The sequence below is a fragment of the Gammaproteobacteria bacterium genome (genome assembly GCA_009845905.1).
Taxonomy (GTDB): Bacteria; Pseudomonadota; Gammaproteobacteria; order Steroidobacterales; family Foliamicaceae; genus Foliamicus.
Genome location: VXYS01000006.1, coordinates 1 through 18,729, shown reverse-complemented (window position 1 = coordinate 18,729; position 18,729 = coordinate 1). Strand labels below are relative to the sequence as shown.

The following is an 18,729-nucleotide window of genomic DNA, read 5'->3' as shown; positions in this document are numbered from 1 at the left end:
TCGCGGGAGCGTTGAAGCAGGACAGCGAGAATCGAGCCAGGATGGCGTCTCCAGCGAGGAGGGGGACGAACGAAGGGCGAGGAAGCACGAAGGGCGAGAAATGCGGGCTAGTTCGGTTGCATTTGCGCCATGAACGCCCGGATGCGGCGGGCGTTGGTCCCGACGTCGGAAAGGCCCAGCCGCGACTTGGAGCGCACGTCCACCAGCGAACCGTCGCCGGTCTCGACGATGCGCACCACGATGTCGTCCTTGAACCCGAACCAGGCGGTCGTGGCGACGGCTTCCAGGCGTCCCTCGCCCGGCGCCACCGTGATCAGCTCCCACTCCATGGCCCGCGCGGCACTCTCGGCAAGCGCCATCGCCTCGGCCGGCGTCACGTCCAGTTCCAGCGGTTTGATCTCGGGGTAGGCCGCAAGCTGCTGTTCGGCGTCCTCGCTGCCCCTGTAATCCGGCGGATTGGGCGCGTCGGCGCGCAGCGGCAGGATGTCCACGAACTCGGGCGGATTAACCGTGTCCGTCGTGATGTCGTGGATCGGCGGGGACACCTGCCCCTGGCGCAGCCACAGCAGGTTGTTCAAGGTCATTCCGACGCACAGGACCAGCGCGATCCAGCTGACGGCGTTGAACGCCCAGCCCCCCATCCGGCCGCGCCCGCCGATCATCCCCACCAGCAGGAAAAGCGTCGCCACGGCCATGATCGCAACGCTGGCCACGTAACCGATAAAGGCGGGTATCAGGGTGAGCATCTCGAGCCGGTATCCGCCGATGCTGGCCGCCACGACAACGGCGCCCACCCCCCAGATCCATACGCCGATCCTGGCGAGCGTTACGGACATCCTGCCGTGTCTGGCCATACCCGAGCCTCTCCCAACGCGAGCGACCTATCTTACGGCATTCTCAAGGAGTTCATAATCCTTGCCGACTTGAACGGCCAGCATTTTTGTATGACAATGTCATGCACCAATTGAATCGTTTCCGCTAACCGATATGGCTAATCAACTCGTTCAAGCGCGCGTTAACAGCGACATCAAGGAAGAGGCTTCGGCCGTGCTGGCCGCCATGGGACTCTCGGTCTCCGATGCCGTTCGGCTGCTGCTGACGCGGGTGGCGCGAGAGAAAGCGCTGCCGTTCGCGCCGCTTGTTCCCAATGCCGAAACCATTGCCGCCATGAAGGAGGCGCGAGCCGGCAATCTCGCGCGGTTCGACGACGTCGGGAGTCTTCTCGACGACCTGCATGAGGGCGATTGAGCGAACCCGTCGATTCAAGTGTGACTACAAGCGGGAGTCCCGCGGCCGGCATCGCGCCGACCTCGATAAACGACTGGCCGAGATTGTTCAGGCGCTTGCCGCCGATACCCCACTTGATCCGCGTCACCATGACCATGCGCTCAGCGGTCCCTGGACCGACTTCCGGGACTGCCACCTACGACCGGATCTGATACTCATCTATCAGAAGCCGGATGCGCACACGCTCCGGCTCGTCCGAATAGGATCGCATGCCGAACTTGGACTGTGAATCGGCGGATGCGGTACGCTTGCGGCCATGGATACGGAGGCTGATGTAATGACCGCCGATGCATTGCGCGGACTGATCGATCAGCTCGAACTGGAGCCGCTGGAGCAGAACCTGTTCCGGGGTCAGAGCCGCGATTTCGGCACCGGCCGGGTGTTCGGCGGCCAGGTGCTGGGGCAGGCGCTGTACGCCGCACTGCGCACGGTGGAAGGGCGCGTCGCGCACTCGCTGCATGCCTATTTTCTGCGCGAGGGCGACTTCCAGGCGCCGATCGTCTATGAAGTGGAGCGCGCGCGCGACGGCGGCAGTTTCTCCAACCGCCGGGTAGTGGCCGTTCAGCACGGCCGGCAGATCTTCAACATGACCGCTTCGTTCCAGGCCGTCCAGCAAGGCCCCGAGCACCAGGATCCCATGCCCGACGCGCCGCCGCCCGAGGAATGCAAGGACCTGCGCGAGCTGACTGCCGGTGAGGCGGACTGGATGCCGCCCCGTTATTTCAAGCTGCTGAGGCTCACGCAGGCGCTCGATTTCCGGCCGGTGGACCCGGAGCACACGCTGGGCACGGGCGCGCGCGAGCCCCGCCAGATGGTGTGGATGCGAACCTCGGCGCGCCTGCCGGACGACATCGAGGCGCACCAGGCTTTTCTGGCCTTCGCCTCCGACATGGGGCTGATCGGCACGGTAACCTTCCCGCACGTTCTGCCGCCCACCGGCTTTCAGCTGGCCAGCCTCGATCACGCGATGTGGTTCCATTGCCCGGTGCGGGTGGACGAGTGGATGCTGTTCGACCTGCACAGCCCGCGCGCCGGCGGAGCGCGGGGCTTCGCCAGGGCGTCGGTCTATGCGCGCAACGGCACGCGGGTCGCGACCATGGCCCAGGAAGGCCTGTTCCGGATCCGCAGGAGGGGGCGTCCGTGAGGACGCCCGGCTTGAGCGCCACGCCGCGCACGCTGTTCGAGAAGCTCTGGTCCGCCCACGAGGTGGCGCGGACCGATGACGGGCAGTCGCTGATCGCCATCGACCGGGTATTCCTGCACGAGCGCACCGGCACGCTGGCGCTGCAGGCGCTGGAGAAGGCCGGCCGGGCGATACGCCATCCCGATCGCGCCTTCTGCGTCATGGACCACATCGTCGATACGGTGCCCGGACGGCCCGGGCTGACCCGCATGCCCGGCGGCGCCGAGTTCATCACCGCCACGCGCGAGGCGGCGCGCGAGGCCGGCATCCGGCTGTTCGACATCGACGACCCCAGCCAGGGCATCGTGCACGTCATCTCGCCGGAGCTGGGTATCGCCCTGCCCGGCCTGACGCTGGTGTGTCCCGACAGCCACACCTGTACGGTGGGCGGCCTGGGCGCGCTGGCCTGGGGCATCGGCACCACTCAGGCCGAACACGCGCTGGCCACCGGCACGCTGCGGGTGGAGAAGCCGTTGTCGATGCGCGTGAACTTTGTCGGCCGCCCGGACCCGGCGGTCACGGCCAAGGACCTGATCCTGGCCGTGATCGCGAAGCACTCCGCGACAGGCGGCCTGGGCTGCGCGGTCGAGTTCGCCGGCGATACGATCGACGCGCTTGGCGTGGAAGGCCGGATGACGCTCTGCAACATGGCCATCGAGTTCGGCGCCTGGACCGGCATGGTGGCGCCGAACGAAGACGTGTTCGAATACGTGAGCGGACGCGAGTTTTCCCCGCGCGGCGCGTTGTGGGACCAGGCGATGGCGGCCTGGCGCGAGCTGAAGACGGACGAAGGCGCCGGGTTCGAACGCGAACTGGAACTGGACTGCGAAGGCCTGGCGCCGCAGGTGAGCTGGGGCACCAGCCCCGAGCACTCCATCGGCGTGGACGCGCAGGTGCCCGAGCCTTCCGGGGAAGCCGGTCGGCGCGAGGCGATGCGCCGGGCGCTGGACTACATGGACCTGGCGCCGGGCCAGAAGCTGGAGGAACTTGAGATCGGTGCGGCCTTCATCGGTTCCTGCACCAATGCGCGGCTGTCCGATCTCCGGGCGGCGGCGAAGCTTCTCGACGGCCGGCGCGTGGCCGAGGGCGTCAAGGCCATTTGCGTTCCCGGCTCCATGGCCGTGCGCGCCGCCGCCGAAGCCGAGGGCCTTCACCGGGTGTTCGAGAACGCCGGCTTCGAGTGGCACGAGTCCGGCTGCTCGATGTGCTTCTACGCCGGCGGCGACGGATTCGGCGGAATGCGCGCCGTTTCCAGCACCAACCGCAACTTCGAGAACCGCCAGGGCCCCGGCGCCCGCACCCACCTGGCCAGCCCCGCCACCGTGGCCGCCTCCGCCGTCGCGGGCCGCCTGACGGACCCGCGCAAACTGAGCTGATGGGGCCCGTGTCGTGAGGGGCGTTGTTTCCGGCGTGGCCGCGCCGCTGATGCGGCGCAACGTGGACACGGACGCGATCATACCGAGCCGCGAGATGAAGCGCGTGTCGCGCGAGGGGCTGGGAGAAGGCCTGTTCGCCAACTGGCGCTACGCCGACCTTGCGACGCGCGAGGAAGCGCCGGACTTCGTGCTGAACCGGGCCCGTTACCGGGAAGCGAAGATATTGATTTCCGGCGATAACTTCGGCTGCGGCTCGTCGCGCGAACACGCCGTCTGGGCGCTGGCCGACTGGGGCATAGGCGCGATCATCGCACCGAGCTTCGGCGAAATCTTCCAGGCCAACTGCGCGCAGAACGGCCTCGTGGCCGTGGTCCTGCCGGAATCCCAGGTGGAGGCACTCGGCGCCGAAGCCGAACGCCGCGAACTCCGCCTGACGGTCGATCTGCACACTTGCGAAGTCCAGCGCGTAGGCGAACAGGCCCTGCCCTTCTCCATCAAGCCCCGCGATCGCGAGATGATCCTCAAGGGCCTCGACCCCATCGCCCTCACCCTCAACGAACACGCCGCCGCCATCGAAGCCTTCGAGCAATCCGACCGCACCGCCCGCCCCTGGGCCTGACCCTGGCTTCCCTAATCATCGCCCGCTGTGAACGAGATTCAGGCGGAGCTACTGCTCCCGGTCCCGCTCCAACTCCTGCAGGCATTTGCCTAATCGGTCGGTGGCCTGCAACAGGGTTTCGACCAGGCCGGTGTTTGTGAGCGAGAACTTGTCCAAGGGTTCGCCGTCATAGGCAATTCTGTTGCGCGCCTTGTGCGCGTCGTTGAACACTCGCCAGTCTTCCGCTGAGGTGTTCGTTGTGTGTATCAGGCATTGAAACGCCATGTAGCGCGCGGAAGCTCTATAGCCGTTTCTCCTAAGAGCCGCCTGCGCGAACGCGTACGCGGAGTCGTACGTTAGTGAGAACCGGCCATCCTGCGTAACAGCGCGGCTGGCATCCAGCAACAAGTTTTCCGCCCGCTCCAGGGCATTTCGAATCTCGCCCGGCAAAGGCGGCTCTTCGACCAGATGTCCTGTCTTGACGAGATTATCAAGTTCGGCAGATTTCATGCACGGTTTCCATAGACCCCACGACAAAAATCGTGGGGCCGTCCAGCACCCGCCTTAGGAAGCAGTCGCTGGATCGATTGCGCGAGGAAAACTCGCGCCGGGTGTAATGGTGCAGTTCAATTTGCCGCCCCAGGTCGTGCATTGCGGGGAACAGAGGCACGTTTAATTCAAATGAATGCAGGTGATCCGATACGGCCAGCAGGTCAATGTCGCTTGTGGCGGTATCCATTCCCTTTGCGACCGATCCGTAGATGAATGCGAAATCAATTTTGACCCTGCAGGGTTGAAGCGCCTCTCGGATGGAATTGGCAAAGCCAAGCGTCTTGTTGACCAGGGAGCATAGTTCCGGGAACACGGCTGATTCGGGATTCGCCTGATACAGTTTTCGCCTGCCGTTCCTTGTGACTTTCGCAATCCGGCTGCACTGCAGCCGCGATAACTCGCGCGAGACTGTACCGCGGCCGATATTGGCCAACTCGATGATCTCGTTGACGTGGAAGCTGCGCTCCGGCTGGCCGAAGAGGATTCCTAACACGCGCTGTTGCGAGCGAGTGAACAACGCGTCGTTCAAGGATCGCGCAGCATCAGTGCGCAGTGGCAAAGTGGTCTCATTTGTTATCCCCATAATGGGTATCTTATATTGTTTTGTCGCATGCGCGGATAGACATCCGCCTCGCCGCGCGCGATCAGACAGAAGATCAACGAGCTGGACATGGCCCGCTGCTGCCAGGTTTGAGAGACTATCGCTGATTCAATTCCGAAGCGTTTTCGAGCAGTTCTTCGGCGCTGCCGCGGAAGTCGAAATCGGGAATAATGGCCTGGGGCTTGAACACAATCCGGTGGTGGTATGCGCTGACGTCCGCAGTTTCCAATTGCTCCGCGAAATACGTTACGTTGTCGGACAGTCCCAAAAAATGCTTGTTGTAGGCGTCTTCGCCAATCTTGCAGGTCACTTCCAGTTGTTTCTGTTCATCTGTTATCGCGCATCGGCCTTCGATGGTGAGCATATAGGTATCGGTAATGCCGTTGTAGAACACGATGCGTCGATCGATTTCAAAATTATCCGCCGCTCTCGACAAATTATTGGAAGCTAGCCGCGCATCGTCGCAAGCAGCAAGAATCAATGAAAGCAGAGCCACGGCAATCATCATTTGTTTCATAGTGAAGTTCCTTGAGAAGTGAGTGGAAAGAGCGGGGCGGGCGATATGCCGTGGTCTCAAGGACGCGCACGCGTATGCATGAATGCACCGTGTGTTCTCTTCCCCGTGGCAGGGCAAGCCTATCACGCGCGATCGATCGGGGGGAGTCGGCGGCAGGTGGTTGCGCGGGCGGCGGGAAACGCGGTACGCTGCCGGGCTGTGAATACGGGTGAATGCAGGCCGCTGGCGGGGCTGAAGGTCCTGGAGCTTACGCACATGGTGATGGGGCCGGCGTGCGGGCTGGTGCTGGCGGACCTGGGGGCGGACGTGATCAAGGTGGAGCCGCCGGGCGGCGATCCGACCCGAAGGCTGCCGGGCTCGGGCGCGGGTTACTTCCCGATGTACAACCGCAACAAGCGGAGCATCTGTCTGAACCTGAAGTCGCCGGAGGGCATGGACGCGGCGCTCAAGCTCGCCGACCGCTCGGACGTGCTGGTACAGAACTTCCGGCCCGGGGCGATGGCGCGCCTGGGGCTGGACTACGAGACGCTGTCGAAGCGCAATCCGCGCCTGATCTACTGCACCGAAAAGGGCTTTCAGGCGGGTCCGTACGAGAACCGCGCGGCGCTGGATGAAGTGGCGCAGATGATGGGGGGGCTGGCCTACATGACCGGGCCGCCGGGCAAGCCGCTGCGCGCCGGGGCCTCGGTGATCGACGTGCAGGGCGGGATGTTCGGCTCGCTGGGCGTGCTGGCGGCGCTGCACGAGCGCGAGCGCACCGGGCGCGGCTGCGAGGTCGTGGCCACGCTCTACGAGAGCGCGGTGTTCCTCGTGGGTCAGCACATGGCGCAGAAGGCCGTGACCGGCACCGCGGCAACGCCGATGCCGGCGCGGGTTTCGGCCTGGGCCATCTACGAGGTGTTCGCCACGAAGACTGGTGAGCAGATCTTCGTGGGCGTCGTGAGCGACGTGCAGTGGGTGCGGTTCTGCGAGGCCTTCGAGCTGCACGATCTGGGCGCCGACGAGAACCTCAAGACCAACTCCGGGCGGGTGGCGCGCCGCGACGAATTCATCCCCAAGATCAAGGAGACCTTCGCGGCCATGACGCCGGCCGAACTGATGGAGCGATGCGCGCAGGCGGGCCTGCCGTTCGCGCCCATCACCCGGCCCGAGGACCTGTTCGACGACGCCCACCTGACGGCTTCCGGCGGGCTGCTTGAAGTGACCGTGCCGGACGGCGAATACGCGGGCGAAAAGGCTTCCCTGCCGGCGCTGCCGGTGTCCGTGGGCGGCAGCCGCCCGACGCTGTTCCGCGACGTGCCCACCGCCGGCCAGCACACCGAAGAAATCCTCGCCGAGTTAGCGGATACCTAGCCCGGGAGCGAGGGCATGACCCTCGCGGCGTCCCGCCCTCCACAAAAAAAGCGGGTATTGTCGAGGGCGGGACGCCCTCGCTCCCAGGAGTACAACATGCGGAAACTCAACCTAAAGGGCTACAGCAATCCCCTCTCGCCGGAGGGCAAGGCGGCGCTGGTCACGCCCACGCCGCACCATTACGGCGGACACTTCCTGTTTGTGGACTACCGCGCCGACCCCGAACAGGTGGCGCGCTACCTGCCGGCGCCGCTGGAGCCGGATCCCACCGGCCGCGCCTTCGCGATCGTGGACGAACTGGTGTGCGTGCCGGGCGACAACCCGGAACTCGTCTATGACAATCCCGAACGCACCCGCTACACCGAAGGCGTGGTGGGCTTGCGGTGCTCGTACAAGGGCGAGCCCGGCACCTTCATGAACGCGATGTGGGTGTCGAAGGACTGGTCGATGACTTTCGGCAACTTCATGGGCTGGCCGAAGAAGATCGCCCGCATTCACCTGACCCATATCCCGCCCAACCATCCCGTGATCAGGCCGCTGGGCGTGGGCTCGAACCTGAGGGGCGTCGTGGACCGCGAGGGCTATCGCATCGTGGACCTGTCGGTCCGCCTGGAGAAACGCGAGGACGACGATGCCGCGCCGAAGTTCGGCTGGCTGTACTCGGTTCGCTACTACCCGGCCATGAGCCCCAGCGTGCCGGCCACGAAACAGTTGATCCGCAACCGGATCAGCAACACGCGCGCGATCAACGTGTTTTCCGGAGAAGGCAGCGTCGAGTTCGGTTATTCGGACAACGAGGAATTGTTGCCGCTCAAGCCGGTGGAGGTGATCCGGGGGTATTCGTACAATCCCTGCTGGACGACGGCGCACACGGCGGAGTTGCTGGAAACTTACGAATAGGATCATGCTTTTTCTGAACGCGGACGAACTCGAAGCGGGGCTGCCGGAAATCCTCGCGTCACCCAAAGACGACGGGGTCGTCTCGATGATCGTGCGCCGGCCGGACACCGACCAGCGGGAGGTGTTGGATTCAGGCGAGCTGGACGTCGCCGAGGGACTCGTCGGAGACAATTGGCGCTCGCGCGGGAGCCGGATGACGGCCGATGGATCGGCTCATCCGGAGATGCAGCTCAATATCATGAACTCGCGGGTCATCTCGCTCGTGGCAAGGTCCAGGGAGCGCTGGGCGCTCGCGGGCGATCAGTTCTTCGTGGACCTCGACCTCGGCAAGGACAACCTTCCCGCCGGCACGCGGCTTGCCATGGGATCGGCCGTCATCGAGGTCACTGCGATTCCGCACCTCGGCTGCAAGAAGTTCACGGCCCGGTTCGGGCTGGAAGCGATGAAGTTCGTGAACTCGCGGCGTGGGAAGAAGCACTGCTTTCGGGGCATCAATGCGAAGATCGTGCAGTCGGGCCGGGTGAGCGTCGGCGACGCGATCCGAAGGCTGTAGCGAGGGCCTGGGAGCGAAGGCGTCTCGCCTTCGCCGGGGAGGACGGGACGCTGTGGGGGACATGCCCCCACTCCCAGGTTACAACGCGGGACGGAGGGTGCCGAGGGTGCGCAGGAGGCCGACGCGGGCCTGGGCGAGTTCCATGCGTTTCTCGAGCAGTGTCACGTCGGTCTGGGCGACGATCTCTTCGGCCTCGAGCTGATCGAGCACCGTGCCCCGCCCCATCAGCAGCTTCTCTTCCACGATGGATACGATCTCGCCGGCATCTTCCAGCGAGCGCTCCAGTTCCTCGCAAGCCTGCGCCAGGCCGTTGACCAGGTTCCAGGACACGATGATGTTCAGTTCGAGCTGCTCCAGGTCGGCGTCCATGTCGTATTCGGCCGCTTCCATCGCGTAGCGCGCCTTGCGCACACGCGCGAACTTCCGGCCGCCCTCGAATATCGGCATGCGCAACATCAGTTGCGCGTCGGCGTCGCGGGTCTGGATCTCGCCCACGTAACCGTCGGAGCCGCCGAGCTTCAGTTCAAGCTGGGGCCAGAGTTCGGAGCGCTGAAATTCCATCCGGCTGCGCGCCACCACGAGGTTCTGCCGTGCCTTGCCGGCAATCGGCGCGCCGTCCATCCCCAGGTTTTTGGCTGCGTCCAGCGTCTCGGGCAGCACCCGGTCCAGCATTACCAAGCCCTCGGCATCGAGGTTTTCGCGGATCGCGCCGGTAAGCCGCGCCAGTTCGTATTGCGCGCGGCGGTAGGCGGTGTCGGCCTCGATCCGCTCCGCGCGCGCCTGGTGCAGGTAGCGCAGCACTTCGTGCACCTGCGTCTGGTCGGACCTGCCCAGCTCCAGTTGCTCGCGCACCGAGGTCTCCTGCTCGGCGACCAGGTTTTCGAACTCGATACGGCGGTTGAGAATCCTGCGCGTGTAGATCTGCTCCGCGTAGGCCACCGCCGCGTCGCGCTGCACCGACTGGCGAACGTCCTCGGCATCGAAACCGGCGGCCTCGATCATCGCGCGGGCCTCGCGTTCGCGCGCCCCGATGCGGCCGAAGGAATAGATGGTTTGCGTGACCTGCAGGCCCGAAGTCCGCGATTCGCCCTCGTAGATGCCGATGTTGCGGGCCTCGTTGCGGTTGTAGCCGTAGCCCCGGCCTCCGGTGAGGTTGACGGTCGGGAAGCGCAGGCTGCGGGCCTCGGCGAACTCTTCGCCGGCCTCCTGCACGCGGCTGCCGGCGGCGCGGATGCGCGGGTCGCGTTGGAGGGCGTCGCGCAAGGCCTCGTTCAGGGTGTAGGGGGCGTCGCCGGCAACGCCTTGTTGAGCGTAAGTGGTGGGGGCTGCGAGGAAAGCGCAGACAGTGAGTATGAGGAGGGCGAGACGCCCTCCCACCCAGGTATGAGTCGGAGTGGTCATTCTTCTTTCATGGCGCGGCGGAGGGTGCCGAACAGCGGCTCCGCCAGGTATTGCATCATCGTGCGCTTGCCTCCGCTGAAGGTTACTTCGACGGGGAAGCCGGGACGGATGTCCTTGTCGCCCAGCTTGACGTACTCCGAGTCGGGGATGCTGATGCGCGCGATGTAATACTGCTGCTGAGCTTCGTTGTCGGTCAGGATGTCGGCGGAAACCAGCACGACTTCGCCGAGCAGTTCGGGCGTCGCCCGCTGGTTCAGCGGCGTGATCCGCAGGCGCGCCTGCTGTCCGACGTTCACGTTGTCCCTGTCGGTGGGCATGACCTTGGCCTCCACGATCAGCTTGTCGTCCTCCGGCACGATGTTCATGATCGGCTGCGCGGGGGGCACCACGCCGCCCACGGTGTGCACCTGCATGTTGATCACCTTCCCTTCCAGCGGCGCCAGGATACGGGTGCGGGCCACCTGGTCGCGCACGGCGAACAGGCGGTCGCCGGTCTCGAAGTAGAGGTTCTGCGATTCGGTCAGGTCGGTGGAAAGCTCCGTGCGGTAATCGTTCTGCAACTGGATGATGCGCTGTTGCGTTTCGCCGATGGACAGTTGCGCCTCGGCGATCTCGGCGATGATCTGCCCCACCTGGCCGCGCGTCTGCGCCAGGTTCAGGCGCCGCTGGGTGAGCTGGTCCTCGGACACGAGCTGGCGTTCGGCCAGGCTGGCCAGCGCGGCCACGTCCTTCTCCAGCAACTCCTGCTCCTGGCGGGCGGCGTCGCGCCGCGCCGTCAGCCCGTTGACCTGTTCGCCGAGCTGCTCCACCCGGCCCTTGAGGATTTCGATTTCGCCGGCGTGCTGGCCGCGCCGCTCCTTGAACAGGTCCACCTGCGCCTGCTTGATTTCCTCGATCCGCGGATCGCCCACAAGTCTCTCGAACTCCGAGGAGAAAACCACTTCCTCACGGCCGTACAGTTCGGCGTTGAGCCGGTCGATCTGGGCCAGAGCGCTGTAGTAGCGGGCTTCCAGCAGTTCCTGCTCGGCCCGCGGCTTGGTGTCGTCGAGTTCCAGCAGCGGGTCGCCGGCGGCCACGTTGTCGCCTTCGCGCACGTGCAGGATCTTGACGATGCCCCCTTCCAGGTGCTGGACGGTCTTGTTCTCGCCGTCCACCTCCACCAGGCCCATCGCGACCACGCCCTGCGCCAGCGGGGCCAGCGAACCCCAGAGGATGAACGAGCCCAGGGCCACGCTCACGACGGTCCCGCCTATCCACATCGCGCGGTCCTTGAGCGGATCGATCGACTCGTTGTCCTCGATCTTCGGCGGCGTCTCCAGGATGCGCGTCAGGAACGCCAGCAATTTGGTCCGCCAGTTGTCGGGCGCCGACTGCACTTGAATATTCATTGCGTGTATTTCACCTGTATGGGCCGCGCCGGTGCCGCTGGGGCCGCGGGCGCCTGCGCCGGACGGGCGGCCTGCGGCCTGGCTGCGCCGAACTGCCCCAGCACTTCGTCACGCGGGCCGAAGTTCACGATCTTGCCCTCCTGCATTACGCCGATCTGGTCCACGCGCCTCAGCAGGCGCACGTTGTGCGTGATCAGCACGGTGGTAATGCTCCGTTCCTTCAGGGCCTCCAGCACCTTGCCCAGCACTTCCTGCCCCTCGCTGTCGAGGTTGGAGTCCGGCTCGTCCAGCACCACGTAAGCCGGATCGCCGTACAGCGCCCGGGCCAGGGCGACGCGCTGGCGCTGGCCGGCGGAGAGTCCGCGGCCGCCGGCGCCGATCGGCGTCGTGTAGTTCTTCGCCAGGCGCATGATCACCTCGTGGCAACCGGCGCGCTGGGCGGCGCCGATCACGCCTTCGTCGTCCGGCTCCTCCAGGCGCGATATGTTCTCGGCCACGGTGCCGTCGAAGAGTTCCACGGTCTGCGGGAGGTAGCCGAAGTGCTTGAGGCGCAGGCGGTCCGGCCAGCCGTCGATTTCCGCGCCGTCGAGCCGCACCGCGCCTTCCACCGGCTGCCACACGCCCATCATTACGCTGGCCAGCGACGACTTGCCGCTGCCGCTGGGGCCGATCAGCCCGGTAATGCTGCCGGGCTCAAGCGTAAAACTGACGCCGTTCACGACCGGCACCTCGGCCCCGGGGGGTACGACCGTGACATTCTCGGCCTCGACCTTGCCCGCAGGACGCGGCAGTTCCGTTCCGGGGCCCTGGTCTTCGTCGCCGAAGTTCTCCAGCAGCGCGTTGACGCGCCGCCAGGCCTGCCGGGCGCCCACGAAACCGCGCCAGGCGCCGATGCCCTGCTCGATCGGCGCCAGCGCCCGGCCCATGATGATGGAGCCGGCGATCATCATGCCGGGGGTAAGGTCGCCGCCCAGCACCAGGTAGGCGCCGGTGCCGAGCATGCCCACCTGCACCGAAAAGCGGAACGCCTTGGTGGCGGAAAGCAGCACGCTCAGGCGTCCGGAGGCGGCCGATTGGAACGATGCGGAACGGCGGTGCCGCCCCTGCCAGCGGCCCAGCAGCCCGTCGAACATGCCCATGGCCTTGAGCGCGTCGGAATTGCGCATCGAAGACTCGAGAAGCTGATGCGACTGAAGTCCCTCCATGGCCGCGGCCCGCATGGGCAGGCGGGAACGGAACTCGGCCAGGATGCCCAGCGTGAATATCACGACCGCGCCGAACACGGCCACCGCGCCCATCAGCGGGTGGAACATGAATATCACGGCCGTGAATATGGGCGTCCACGGAATGTCGAAGAACGCGAATATCGTGGGGCTGCCCATGAACTGGCGGATGTTGTCGATGTCCCGCACCGGCTGGCTGGCCGCCTGCCCCTGGCTGGCCAGGTTGCTGCGGAAGGCGCTGGTGAGCACGTCGTTGGCCATGTTCAGGCCCAGCGCCAGGCCGATGCGCTGCATCAGGCGCTGGCGCACCCACTCGAGCAGGCCGAAACACGCCAGCAGGAACACGGCGATCAGCGTGAGCATCAGCAGCGTTTCCGCGCTGGCGCTGGTGAGCACGCGGTCGTACATCTGCAGCATGTACACCGGCGACACCAGCATCAGGATGTTCACCAGCGAACTGAACACCGCGATGGCGATGAAGCCGCCGCGGTATTTGCTCAGCGCGGCGCGAAGCGGCGTTGCGGGACGTTCCGCGTCGTTGGATTTTTCGGGCTGCTTGCTCACCGGTTTTTACGAGGGCGAGACGCCCTCGCTCCCAGGCGCCTCAGGTGGCGGTGCCGCCGTTGGCCTGGGCGGCCCGCTGCTTCTCGACTTCCTGTTTCAGGCGCTCGTTGACTTCCTGCATCATGCGCAGGGTGCGGAGAAAGCCGGGCCAGGGCATTGCGATCCGGGTCTTGGGGATCATTTTCGGCGGCGCGTCGTCCCCGGCGCCTTCGGTTTCGGCTTCGAATTCCCCGAACTCCAGCCGAACGACGCCGTCTCGCAGCACCGCGGCCATCAGACCGTCAACAAAGATTTTGGTATCGCTCATCCGGCGTTTCTCCCATAGAGACTAGAAAAAGGCGGCGCCGGGCTGTCGCGCGGGGCCGACAGTAAGGATTCTAGCGGAGATATGGGGCTGCGATACCCCGATTCAAGCAGGCGTAAGGAGTAGCGAGGGCTTGCGGCAATGCGGCTCTATCCGGATCTGCCCGCCAAGGCAAGGAACATCATGACCGCCGAGCCCGCCATAATCATCATCAGCCCTATGAGGGACCCGTGCTCCAGCGCCATCGCGGCAAGGCGTTCATTCGTAAACACCATCACGGCAAACCCGCCCAGGGAGAACGTTAACGAACCGGCGGCCATCGCCGACCGCAGCTGTATCACCGGGGTCTCCTGCCTCACACCCTCGCGAACTATCTGCGGTATTTTCGCGAATTCCGTGCGAATTTCCGTGCGAAGTTCGGCGATGTCCTCCTTCGTGGACATCCGGAGCTCGGCGATGTCCTCCTTCGTGGCCGCCCGAAGCTCGGCGATGTCCTCTTTCGTGGCCATCCGGAGTTCCGCGATGTCGTTCTGCGTGGCCGCCCGATGGTCGGCGAGGTCGTCCTTCGTGGCCATATGGTTTTCCACCACATACTTGATGCGCTCCAGATCGTGCTGCATCCGCGCACCGAATTCCGTAGCTTCACTCATGACTTCCACCACTGCCTCGGCCTGTTGCGCCGTATGGCCGGCCTTTTCCAGTTTCCTTGCCGCTGCATGGGTATCGAATAAAACCTGAGGCATCTCATTCCTCCTTGAAAGTTCCCTGGAAGAACGCCTGTCGTCCTTCCTTGATGCTGGAACGCTTTATAACCCCCGGCGGCGCGGGCTGTCAATCAGGAGGGGTTAGTTCATTTTGTGGGAGGTGGGGGGGCCGCCGCTGCGGGGGCGGTTCGACAGCCACTCGTCGATTTCGTCGGAGCGCCATCGAACGGCGCGGGCCGCCAACTGCAACGGTGGGGGAAAGCTCCCCTGCTTGATCAGTCGGTACAGGGTGCTCTTGCTCAGGCCGGTCCTCAACACGACCGACCGCAGGCCCAGCATGCGTTCCTGAGTCATGGCTCAGGCACCCGAACCGGCGGCAAAGCGCCGGACACAAAACACGGACGCGCCGGAACCGAACGCATCACACCTACTCCTCATCGGCGTCTCCTCAACATGCGTTTCCCCCGCAAACAGGCACCTTTCGTGCCAATTACGATTTTGCCTGCTATATCGTTAGCTTTATATGTATAGAATCTCCCTTTTCGTGTTTATTTCATGTAGAAGTGCCAAAACCTAACGATCACGACCTTTCGCTCACTGACGCCATGTTGCGCATCGGCGCGAGCCTGGACCTGGACACCGTGCTGCGCGAGATCATCGACAGCGCCTGCGCGCTGACCGGCGCAAGCGTGGGAATCATTGCCACCGTGGACGAAACGGGCGCTCCCGCCGACTTCTATTTCTCGGGCGTCGCCTCCGAGAAACACCGCGAATTCCTGGCCTGGCCCGGCGGCGCGAGCCTTTTCGAGCACTTCAGGGTGCTGGAGGCGCCGGTGCGCCACGCGAACTCCACGGAATACTGCCGCTCGCTCGGACTTGAGCCGCCGCCGATACCCGACACTGCCTTCCAGTACACGCCGATGCTCCATGGCGGCGTCAACGTGGGCAACTTCTTCCTTTACGAGAAGGTGGGCGGCGGGGAATTCACCGAGGCTGACGAGGAGCTGCTCATGGTGTTCGCGTCCCAGGCGGCGGTCTCGGTCGCGAACGCCCGCGCGCACCGCAGCGAGCGCCGCGCCAGGGCCAATGTCGAGGCGCTGGTGGAGACTTCGCCGGTCGGCGTGGCCGTGTTCGAAGCGGACACCGGCCAGGTGTTGTCGATAAACCGCGAGGCGCGGCGCATCGTCGAGAGTCTTCGCACACCCGGCCGCAACGTCGAGGAGGTACTGGAGGTGCTGTCCTTCCGGCGCGGCGACGGCCGCGAGATATCGCCCGCGGACCTGCCGCACGAGGAGCGGTTCATGAACTCCGAGACCGTGCGCTCGGAGGAAGTGGTTCTCTCCACTCCGGACGGGCGCAGCGTGCGCACGCTCATCAACGTCACCCCGATCGAGGCCGAAGACGGCCGCGGCGCGTCGGTGGTCGTGACGATGCAGGACCTCGCGCCGCTCGACGAGATCGAGCGCATGCGCGCGGAGTTCCTGGAGCTCGTCAGCCACGAGCTGCGCGCACCCCTGGCCGCCATCAAGGGATCGGCGGACACGCTGCTCGAGGACATTTCGGACCTCGACCAGGCCGAGATGCGGGAGTTCTTCCGCATCATCGCCGAGCAGGCCAGACACATGCGCCACCTCGTGAGCGACCTCCTCGACGCGGGCCGCATCGACTCGGGCACGCTGTCGGTGTTTCCCGAGCCGTCGAAGGTCGCCGACCTGGTGGAGCGCGCCCGCTCCGCCTTCCTGGCCGGCGGCGGCCGCCATGGAATCGTCGTGGACCTTCCTGCCGGCCTGCCCCTGGTCATGGCGGACCGGCGGCGCGTCGCGCAGGTGCTCGACAACCTGCTCGCCAATGCCTCCCGGCACGCGCCCGAATCCACGCCCATCCGCATCACCGCCGCAAGCGACAGCGCGCACGTGGCCATCTCGATCGCCGACGCCGGCAGCGGCATCGCTCCGGAATTGCTGCCGCACCTGTTCCGCAAGCGCGTGGCCGGCAGCACGGCGCGCCACGGCCTGGGGCTCGCGATCTGCCGCGGCCTGGTCGAGGCGCACGGCGGCCGTATCCGCGCCGAGAGCGACGGCCCCGGCCGGGGCACGACCATTACCTTTACCGTCCCTGCGGAAGCGGAGGCGGACGCTCGCGACAGACCCGTTTCCGATCCGCGAAAAGCAGGAACCGCGGAACCCCCGCGCATCCTGGTGCTCGACGACGACCCGCGCACGCTGCGTTTCGCCCGCGACGCGCTGGCGGAAGCCGGCTTCGAACCGCTGGTCACCGGAACGCCGCAGGACCTCGGCCCCATCGTGCGCGCCCAGCGGCCCCATCTCGCGCTGCTCGACCTGGTCCTGCCCGCGGCCGACGGCATCGAACTGCTGCGCCAGGTTCCGGAGCTTTCCGACCTGCCGGTCATCTTCATCTCCGGCTACGGCCGCGACGAGACCATCGTGCGCGCGTTCGAAGCAGGCGCCGTGGACTACATCGTCAAACCCTTCTCCCGGGCCGAGCTCGTGGCGCGCGTGCGCGCGGCGCTGCGCCGTCGCGAAGACCCCAGGCCGTTCGTGCACGGCCGGCTCGCCATTCACTACGAGTCGCGCAAGGTCACCGTGTCCGGGCGCCCCGTTGCGCTCACACCCACCGAATACGAACTCCTCGCCCTGCTCTCGCGCCAGGCCGGCCGCGTGGTCCGCCACAACACGCTCCTGCACCGGGTGTGGGGACGGGGCGACGACGCCGACGTCAACCGGGTGCGCGTGATCGTGAGGAACCTGCGCCGCAAGCTCGGCGACAGCGCCGAGGACCCCGCCTGGATCTTCAGCGAACGCGGCGTCGGCTACCGCATGCCCGCGCCGGAAAGCCCGAACGACTAGGAGTCAGCGCCACCCGAGCCGTTCAGGTACTGCGCCCACTCCTCCATCAGCGTCCGCCTGCGCTCGAACAGATCGGTGCGCCGGTAGGCCCGCTCCACGCGATCCGAGTTCACGTGCGCCAGCGCGATTTCGCAAACCTCGCGCGGCGCGTCCGAGCACTCGGCGGACCAGTCCCGGAAACTGCTGCGCATCCCGTGCGGAACGCAGCCCAGGTTCAGCTCGCGGCAGAACCTCGCCAGCGTGTTTTCGCCCATGGGCCGGCCCCGTGACGACGGAAACACGTAGCCCGTGTCGTCCCGCAGCGCCCGCGCCTCGGCCAGCACCTCCAGCGCCCGGCTCGACAGCGGCACGCGATGCTCGCGGTTGGCCTTCATCCGCCCGGCCGGTATCGTCCAGGTGGCGTTCTCCTCGTCGATCTCGTCCCACAGCGCCAGGCGGGCTTCGCTGTTGCGCACCGCGCAAAGGGTAAGAAACTCGAGGCAAAGTACCTTCGCCGGGTAGGCGCCCGCGGCCCAGGCCTTGCGCAACGCGGGGGCAACCTGGCGGTAAGGCAGCGCGCGGTAGTGCGTCTGGGCGTTCGAGATCTTCGGCAGCGCCGCCCCCAGCGCATCGCCCGCCGGATTGTCGCTGCGGTAGCCCTGCGCGACCGCCCACTTCATGACCGCACCGATGCGCTGGCGAATGCGCCGCGCCGATTCCGGCTTGGTGCTCCAGATGGGCAGCAGCACGTTCATCACGTCGCGCGGCTCGATCGAATCGACCGGCCGCTTGCCCAGTTGCGGCAGCGCGTAAGTGCCCATGCTCGAACGCCACTGCAGTTCGCTCTTGCCCCCCGGCTTCCACGCCTGGGCCTGAATCCGGATCGTTTCTTCCAGCGCATCCGCGAACGTGGGAACGAAGCGCGGCTTCTGGCGCGGATCGTGGCCGTTCGCGACGGCGCGGCGGTTGTTCAGCGCCCGCTCGCGAGCCTCCGCCAGCGTCACGATGGGATACGCGCCCAGCCCGATATTGAGCGCCCTGCCCGACACGATCATTCGTTGCGACCAGGTCTTGGACAGTCCGCCGGTGCTCCTCGGCTTTACGAGAAGGCTCAGCCCGAAGCCGCCACGACCGTCACCGTAGCGGCCCGGCCGGCTGATTTTGTTCACGAACGTTGTCGATAGTCGACTCGGCCGTTTCATCGATTATCACTTCCGGTATTACAGAAATTGAAGGACTGTCTGAACCGAAACAGGGCCGCCAGAAACCCCCGATTCAGCATTATTCAATTATATCAGCGTCTTATATTACCGCATGATACTTTCTGAAACTTATTGAGACTTTATGGCCGACTTCTCCTCCTCCTCCACCACATCCGC

Annotated in this window: 20 protein-coding genes; 9 read left to right on the top strand and 11 right to left on the bottom strand. The window is 65.6% G+C overall.

The genetic code is table 11. From position 1 onward, the window contains the following. Positions 1-107 precede the first annotated feature (107 nt). Positions 108-854: a DUF1499 domain-containing protein gene (locus F4036_05605; protein MYK37216.1), complete on the bottom strand. Its 747-nt coding sequence runs from the start codon at positions 852-854 to the stop codon at positions 108-110. Positions 855-987: 133 nt separating this feature from the next. Between F4036_05605 and F4036_05600 the strand changes: the two genes are divergently transcribed. The 5 genes from F4036_05600 to leuD are packed head-to-tail and all read left to right on the top strand — an operon-like array spanning position 988 to position 4,465. Beyond that, positions 988-1,248, top strand: coding sequence for a type II toxin-antitoxin system RelB/DinJ family antitoxin (locus F4036_05600; protein MYK37215.1), 261 nt, complete (start codon positions 988-990; stop codon positions 1,246-1,248). Then, the gene (locus F4036_05595) at positions 1,235-1,516 is read left to right on the top strand and encodes a type II toxin-antitoxin system YafQ family toxin (GenBank protein MYK37214.1); all 282 of its coding nucleotides are present in this window, start codon (positions 1,235-1,237) and stop codon (positions 1,514-1,516) included. The genes F4036_05600 and F4036_05595 overlap by 14 nt, the downstream gene beginning before the upstream one ends. A 48-nt stretch (positions 1,517-1,564) precedes the next feature. Then, a complete protein-coding gene (locus F4036_05590) occupies positions 1,565-2,431 on the top strand; it encodes an acyl-CoA thioesterase II (GenBank protein MYK37213.1) in 867 nt (288 codons plus the stop codon). A gap of 11 nt (positions 2,432-2,442) precedes the next feature. Then, positions 2,443-3,846, top strand: coding sequence for a 3-isopropylmalate dehydratase large subunit (locus F4036_05585; GenBank protein ID MYK37212.1), 1,404 nt, complete (start codon positions 2,443-2,445; stop codon positions 3,844-3,846). Between the two features lie 49 nt (positions 3,847-3,895). Further along, the gene (gene leuD, locus F4036_05580) at positions 3,896-4,465 is read left to right on the top strand and encodes a 3-isopropylmalate dehydratase small subunit (GenBank protein ID MYK37211.1); all 570 of its coding nucleotides are present in this window, start codon (positions 3,896-3,898) and stop codon (positions 4,463-4,465) included. 48 nt (positions 4,466-4,513) lie between these two features. Here leuD and F4036_05575 read toward each other — a convergent pair whose 3' ends face one another. The 3 genes from F4036_05575 to F4036_05565 all read right to left on the bottom strand — a co-directional run bounded on the left by F4036_05575 (position 4,514) and on the right by F4036_05565 (position 6,114). Continuing rightward, the gene (locus F4036_05575; GenBank protein MYK37210.1) at positions 4,514-4,954 is read right to left on the bottom strand and encodes a hypothetical protein; all 441 of its coding nucleotides are present in this window, start codon (positions 4,952-4,954) and stop codon (positions 4,514-4,516) included. Then, positions 4,935-5,579: a transcriptional regulator gene (locus F4036_05570; protein MYK37209.1), complete on the bottom strand. Its 645-nt coding sequence runs from the start codon at positions 5,577-5,579 to the stop codon at positions 4,935-4,937. Before F4036_05570 ends, F4036_05575 begins: the two co-directional genes overlap by 20 nt. Positions 5,580-5,694: 115 nt before the next feature. Beyond that, complete coding sequence (locus F4036_05565; GenBank protein MYK37208.1) at positions 5,695-6,114, bottom strand: hypothetical protein; 420 nt, start codon at positions 6,112-6,114, stop codon at positions 5,695-5,697. A gap of 78 nt (positions 6,115-6,192) precedes the next feature. Between F4036_05565 and F4036_05560 the strand changes: the two genes are divergently transcribed. Genes F4036_05560 through F4036_05550 form a run of 3 tightly spaced genes read left to right on the top strand, consistent with a single transcriptional unit; the run spans position 6,193 to position 8,920 of the window. Beyond that, the gene (locus tag F4036_05560) at positions 6,193-7,467 is read left to right on the top strand and encodes a CoA transferase (protein ID MYK37207.1); all 1,275 of its coding nucleotides are present in this window, start codon (positions 6,193-6,195) and stop codon (positions 7,465-7,467) included. 15 nt (positions 7,468-7,482) lie between these two features. Continuing rightward, entirely contained in the window at positions 7,483-8,367 is an 885-nt protein-coding gene (locus F4036_05555) for a hypothetical protein (GenBank protein MYK37206.1), read from the top strand. 4 nt (positions 8,368-8,371) lie between these two features. Further along, on the top strand, positions 8,372-8,920 hold the full coding sequence (locus F4036_05550) for an MOSC domain-containing protein (GenBank protein ID MYK37205.1): 549 nt from the start codon (positions 8,372-8,374) through the stop codon (positions 8,918-8,920). A gap of 78 nt (positions 8,921-8,998) precedes the next feature. Here F4036_05550 and F4036_05545 read toward each other — a convergent pair whose 3' ends face one another. The 6 genes from F4036_05545 to F4036_05520 all read right to left on the bottom strand — a co-directional run bounded on the left by F4036_05545 (position 8,999) and on the right by F4036_05520 (position 14,858). Further along, positions 8,999-10,321 carry a hypothetical protein gene (locus tag F4036_05545; GenBank protein ID MYK37204.1) on the bottom strand — a complete coding sequence of 441 codons (1,323 nt, stop codon included), beginning with the start codon at positions 10,319-10,321 and terminating at the stop codon, positions 8,999-9,001. Continuing rightward, positions 10,318-11,709, bottom strand: a complete 1,392-nt coding sequence (locus tag F4036_05540; protein MYK37203.1) for an HlyD family type I secretion periplasmic adaptor subunit — start codon at positions 11,707-11,709, stop codon at positions 10,318-10,320. The genes F4036_05545 and F4036_05540 overlap by 4 nt, the downstream gene beginning before the upstream one ends. Then, a complete protein-coding gene (locus F4036_05535) occupies positions 11,706-13,496 on the bottom strand; it encodes a type I secretion system permease/ATPase (GenBank protein ID MYK37202.1) in 1,791 nt (596 codons plus the stop codon). Before F4036_05535 ends, F4036_05540 begins: the two co-directional genes overlap by 4 nt. 40 nt (positions 13,497-13,536) lie before the next feature. Then, complete coding sequence (locus tag F4036_05530; GenBank protein ID MYK37201.1) at positions 13,537-13,803, bottom strand: hypothetical protein; 267 nt, start codon at positions 13,801-13,803, stop codon at positions 13,537-13,539. Between the two features lie 146 nt (positions 13,804-13,949). Beyond that, on the bottom strand, positions 13,950-14,543 hold the full coding sequence (locus F4036_05525) for a DUF1640 domain-containing protein (GenBank protein MYK37200.1): 594 nt from the start codon (positions 14,541-14,543) through the stop codon (positions 13,950-13,952). A 102-nt stretch (positions 14,544-14,645) separates the two neighbouring features. Continuing rightward, a complete protein-coding gene (locus F4036_05520; GenBank protein MYK37199.1) occupies positions 14,646-14,858 on the bottom strand; it encodes an AlpA family phage regulatory protein in 213 nt (70 codons plus the stop codon). Between the two features lie 251 nt (positions 14,859-15,109). On the opposite strand from F4036_05520, the gene F4036_05515 reads away from it, so the two are divergent. Further along, positions 15,110-17,371 (top strand): response regulator, encoded by a 2,262-nt coding sequence (locus F4036_05515; GenBank protein MYK37198.1) that lies wholly within the window; start codon positions 15,110-15,112, stop codon positions 17,369-17,371. Here the strand turns inward: F4036_05515 and F4036_05510 are convergent. Then, positions 17,368-18,552, bottom strand: coding sequence for a tyrosine-type recombinase/integrase (locus F4036_05510; protein ID MYK37197.1), 1,185 nt, complete (start codon positions 18,550-18,552; stop codon positions 17,368-17,370). The two genes, F4036_05515 and F4036_05510, sit on opposite strands and share 4 nt — an antisense overlap. Between the last annotated feature and the right edge of the window lie 177 nt (positions 18,553-18,729).

Excerpts from the sequence above, each read along its gene's own strand:
- F4036_05550 (MYK37205.1), top strand. The coding sequence starts at position 8,372 with ATGCTTTTTCTGAACGCGGACGAACTCGAAGCGGGGCTGCCGGAAATC.
- F4036_05510 (MYK37197.1), bottom strand. The coding sequence starts at position 18,552 with ATGAAACGGCCGAGTCGACTATCGACAACGTTCGTGAACAAAATCAGC.
- F4036_05530 (MYK37201.1), bottom strand. The coding sequence starts at position 13,803 with ATGAGCGATACCAAAATCTTTGTTGACGGTCTGATGGCCGCGGTGCTG.
- F4036_05600 (MYK37215.1), top strand. The coding sequence starts at position 988 with ATGGCTAATCAACTCGTTCAAGCGCGCGTTAACAGCGACATCAAGGAA.
- F4036_05570 (MYK37209.1), bottom strand. The coding sequence starts at position 5,579 with ATGGGGATAACAAATGAGACCACTTTGCCACTGCGCACTGATGCTGCG.
- F4036_05540 (MYK37203.1), bottom strand. The coding sequence starts at position 11,709 with ATGAATATTCAAGTGCAGTCGGCGCCCGACAACTGGCGGACCAAATTG.
- F4036_05545 (MYK37204.1), bottom strand. The coding sequence starts at position 10,321 with ATGACCACTCCGACTCATACCTGGGTGGGAGGGCGTCTCGCCCTCCTC.
- F4036_05595 (MYK37214.1), top strand. The coding sequence starts at position 1,235 with ATGAGGGCGATTGAGCGAACCCGTCGATTCAAGTGTGACTACAAGCGG.
- F4036_05555 (MYK37206.1), top strand. The coding sequence starts at position 7,483 with ATGACCCTCGCGGCGTCCCGCCCTCCACAAAAAAAGCGGGTATTGTCG.
- F4036_05520 (MYK37199.1), bottom strand. The coding sequence starts at position 14,858 with ATGACTCAGGAACGCATGCTGGGCCTGCGGTCGGTCGTGTTGAGGACC.
- F4036_05560 (MYK37207.1), top strand. The coding sequence starts at position 6,193 with ATGAATGCACCGTGTGTTCTCTTCCCCGTGGCAGGGCAAGCCTATCAC.
- F4036_05515 (MYK37198.1), top strand. The coding sequence starts at position 15,110 with ATGTTGCGCATCGGCGCGAGCCTGGACCTGGACACCGTGCTGCGCGAG.
- F4036_05590 (MYK37213.1), top strand. The coding sequence starts at position 1,565 with ATGACCGCCGATGCATTGCGCGGACTGATCGATCAGCTCGAACTGGAG.
- leuD (MYK37211.1), top strand. The coding sequence starts at position 3,896 with ATGCGGCGCAACGTGGACACGGACGCGATCATACCGAGCCGCGAGATG.
- F4036_05575 (MYK37210.1), bottom strand. The coding sequence starts at position 4,954 with ATGAAATCTGCCGAACTTGATAATCTCGTCAAGACAGGACATCTGGTC.
- F4036_05525 (MYK37200.1), bottom strand. The coding sequence starts at position 14,543 with ATGCCTCAGGTTTTATTCGATACCCATGCAGCGGCAAGGAAACTGGAA.
- F4036_05565 (MYK37208.1), bottom strand. The coding sequence starts at position 6,114 with ATGAAACAAATGATGATTGCCGTGGCTCTGCTTTCATTGATTCTTGCT.
- F4036_05605 (MYK37216.1), bottom strand. The coding sequence starts at position 854 with ATGGCCAGACACGGCAGGATGTCCGTAACGCTCGCCAGGATCGGCGTA.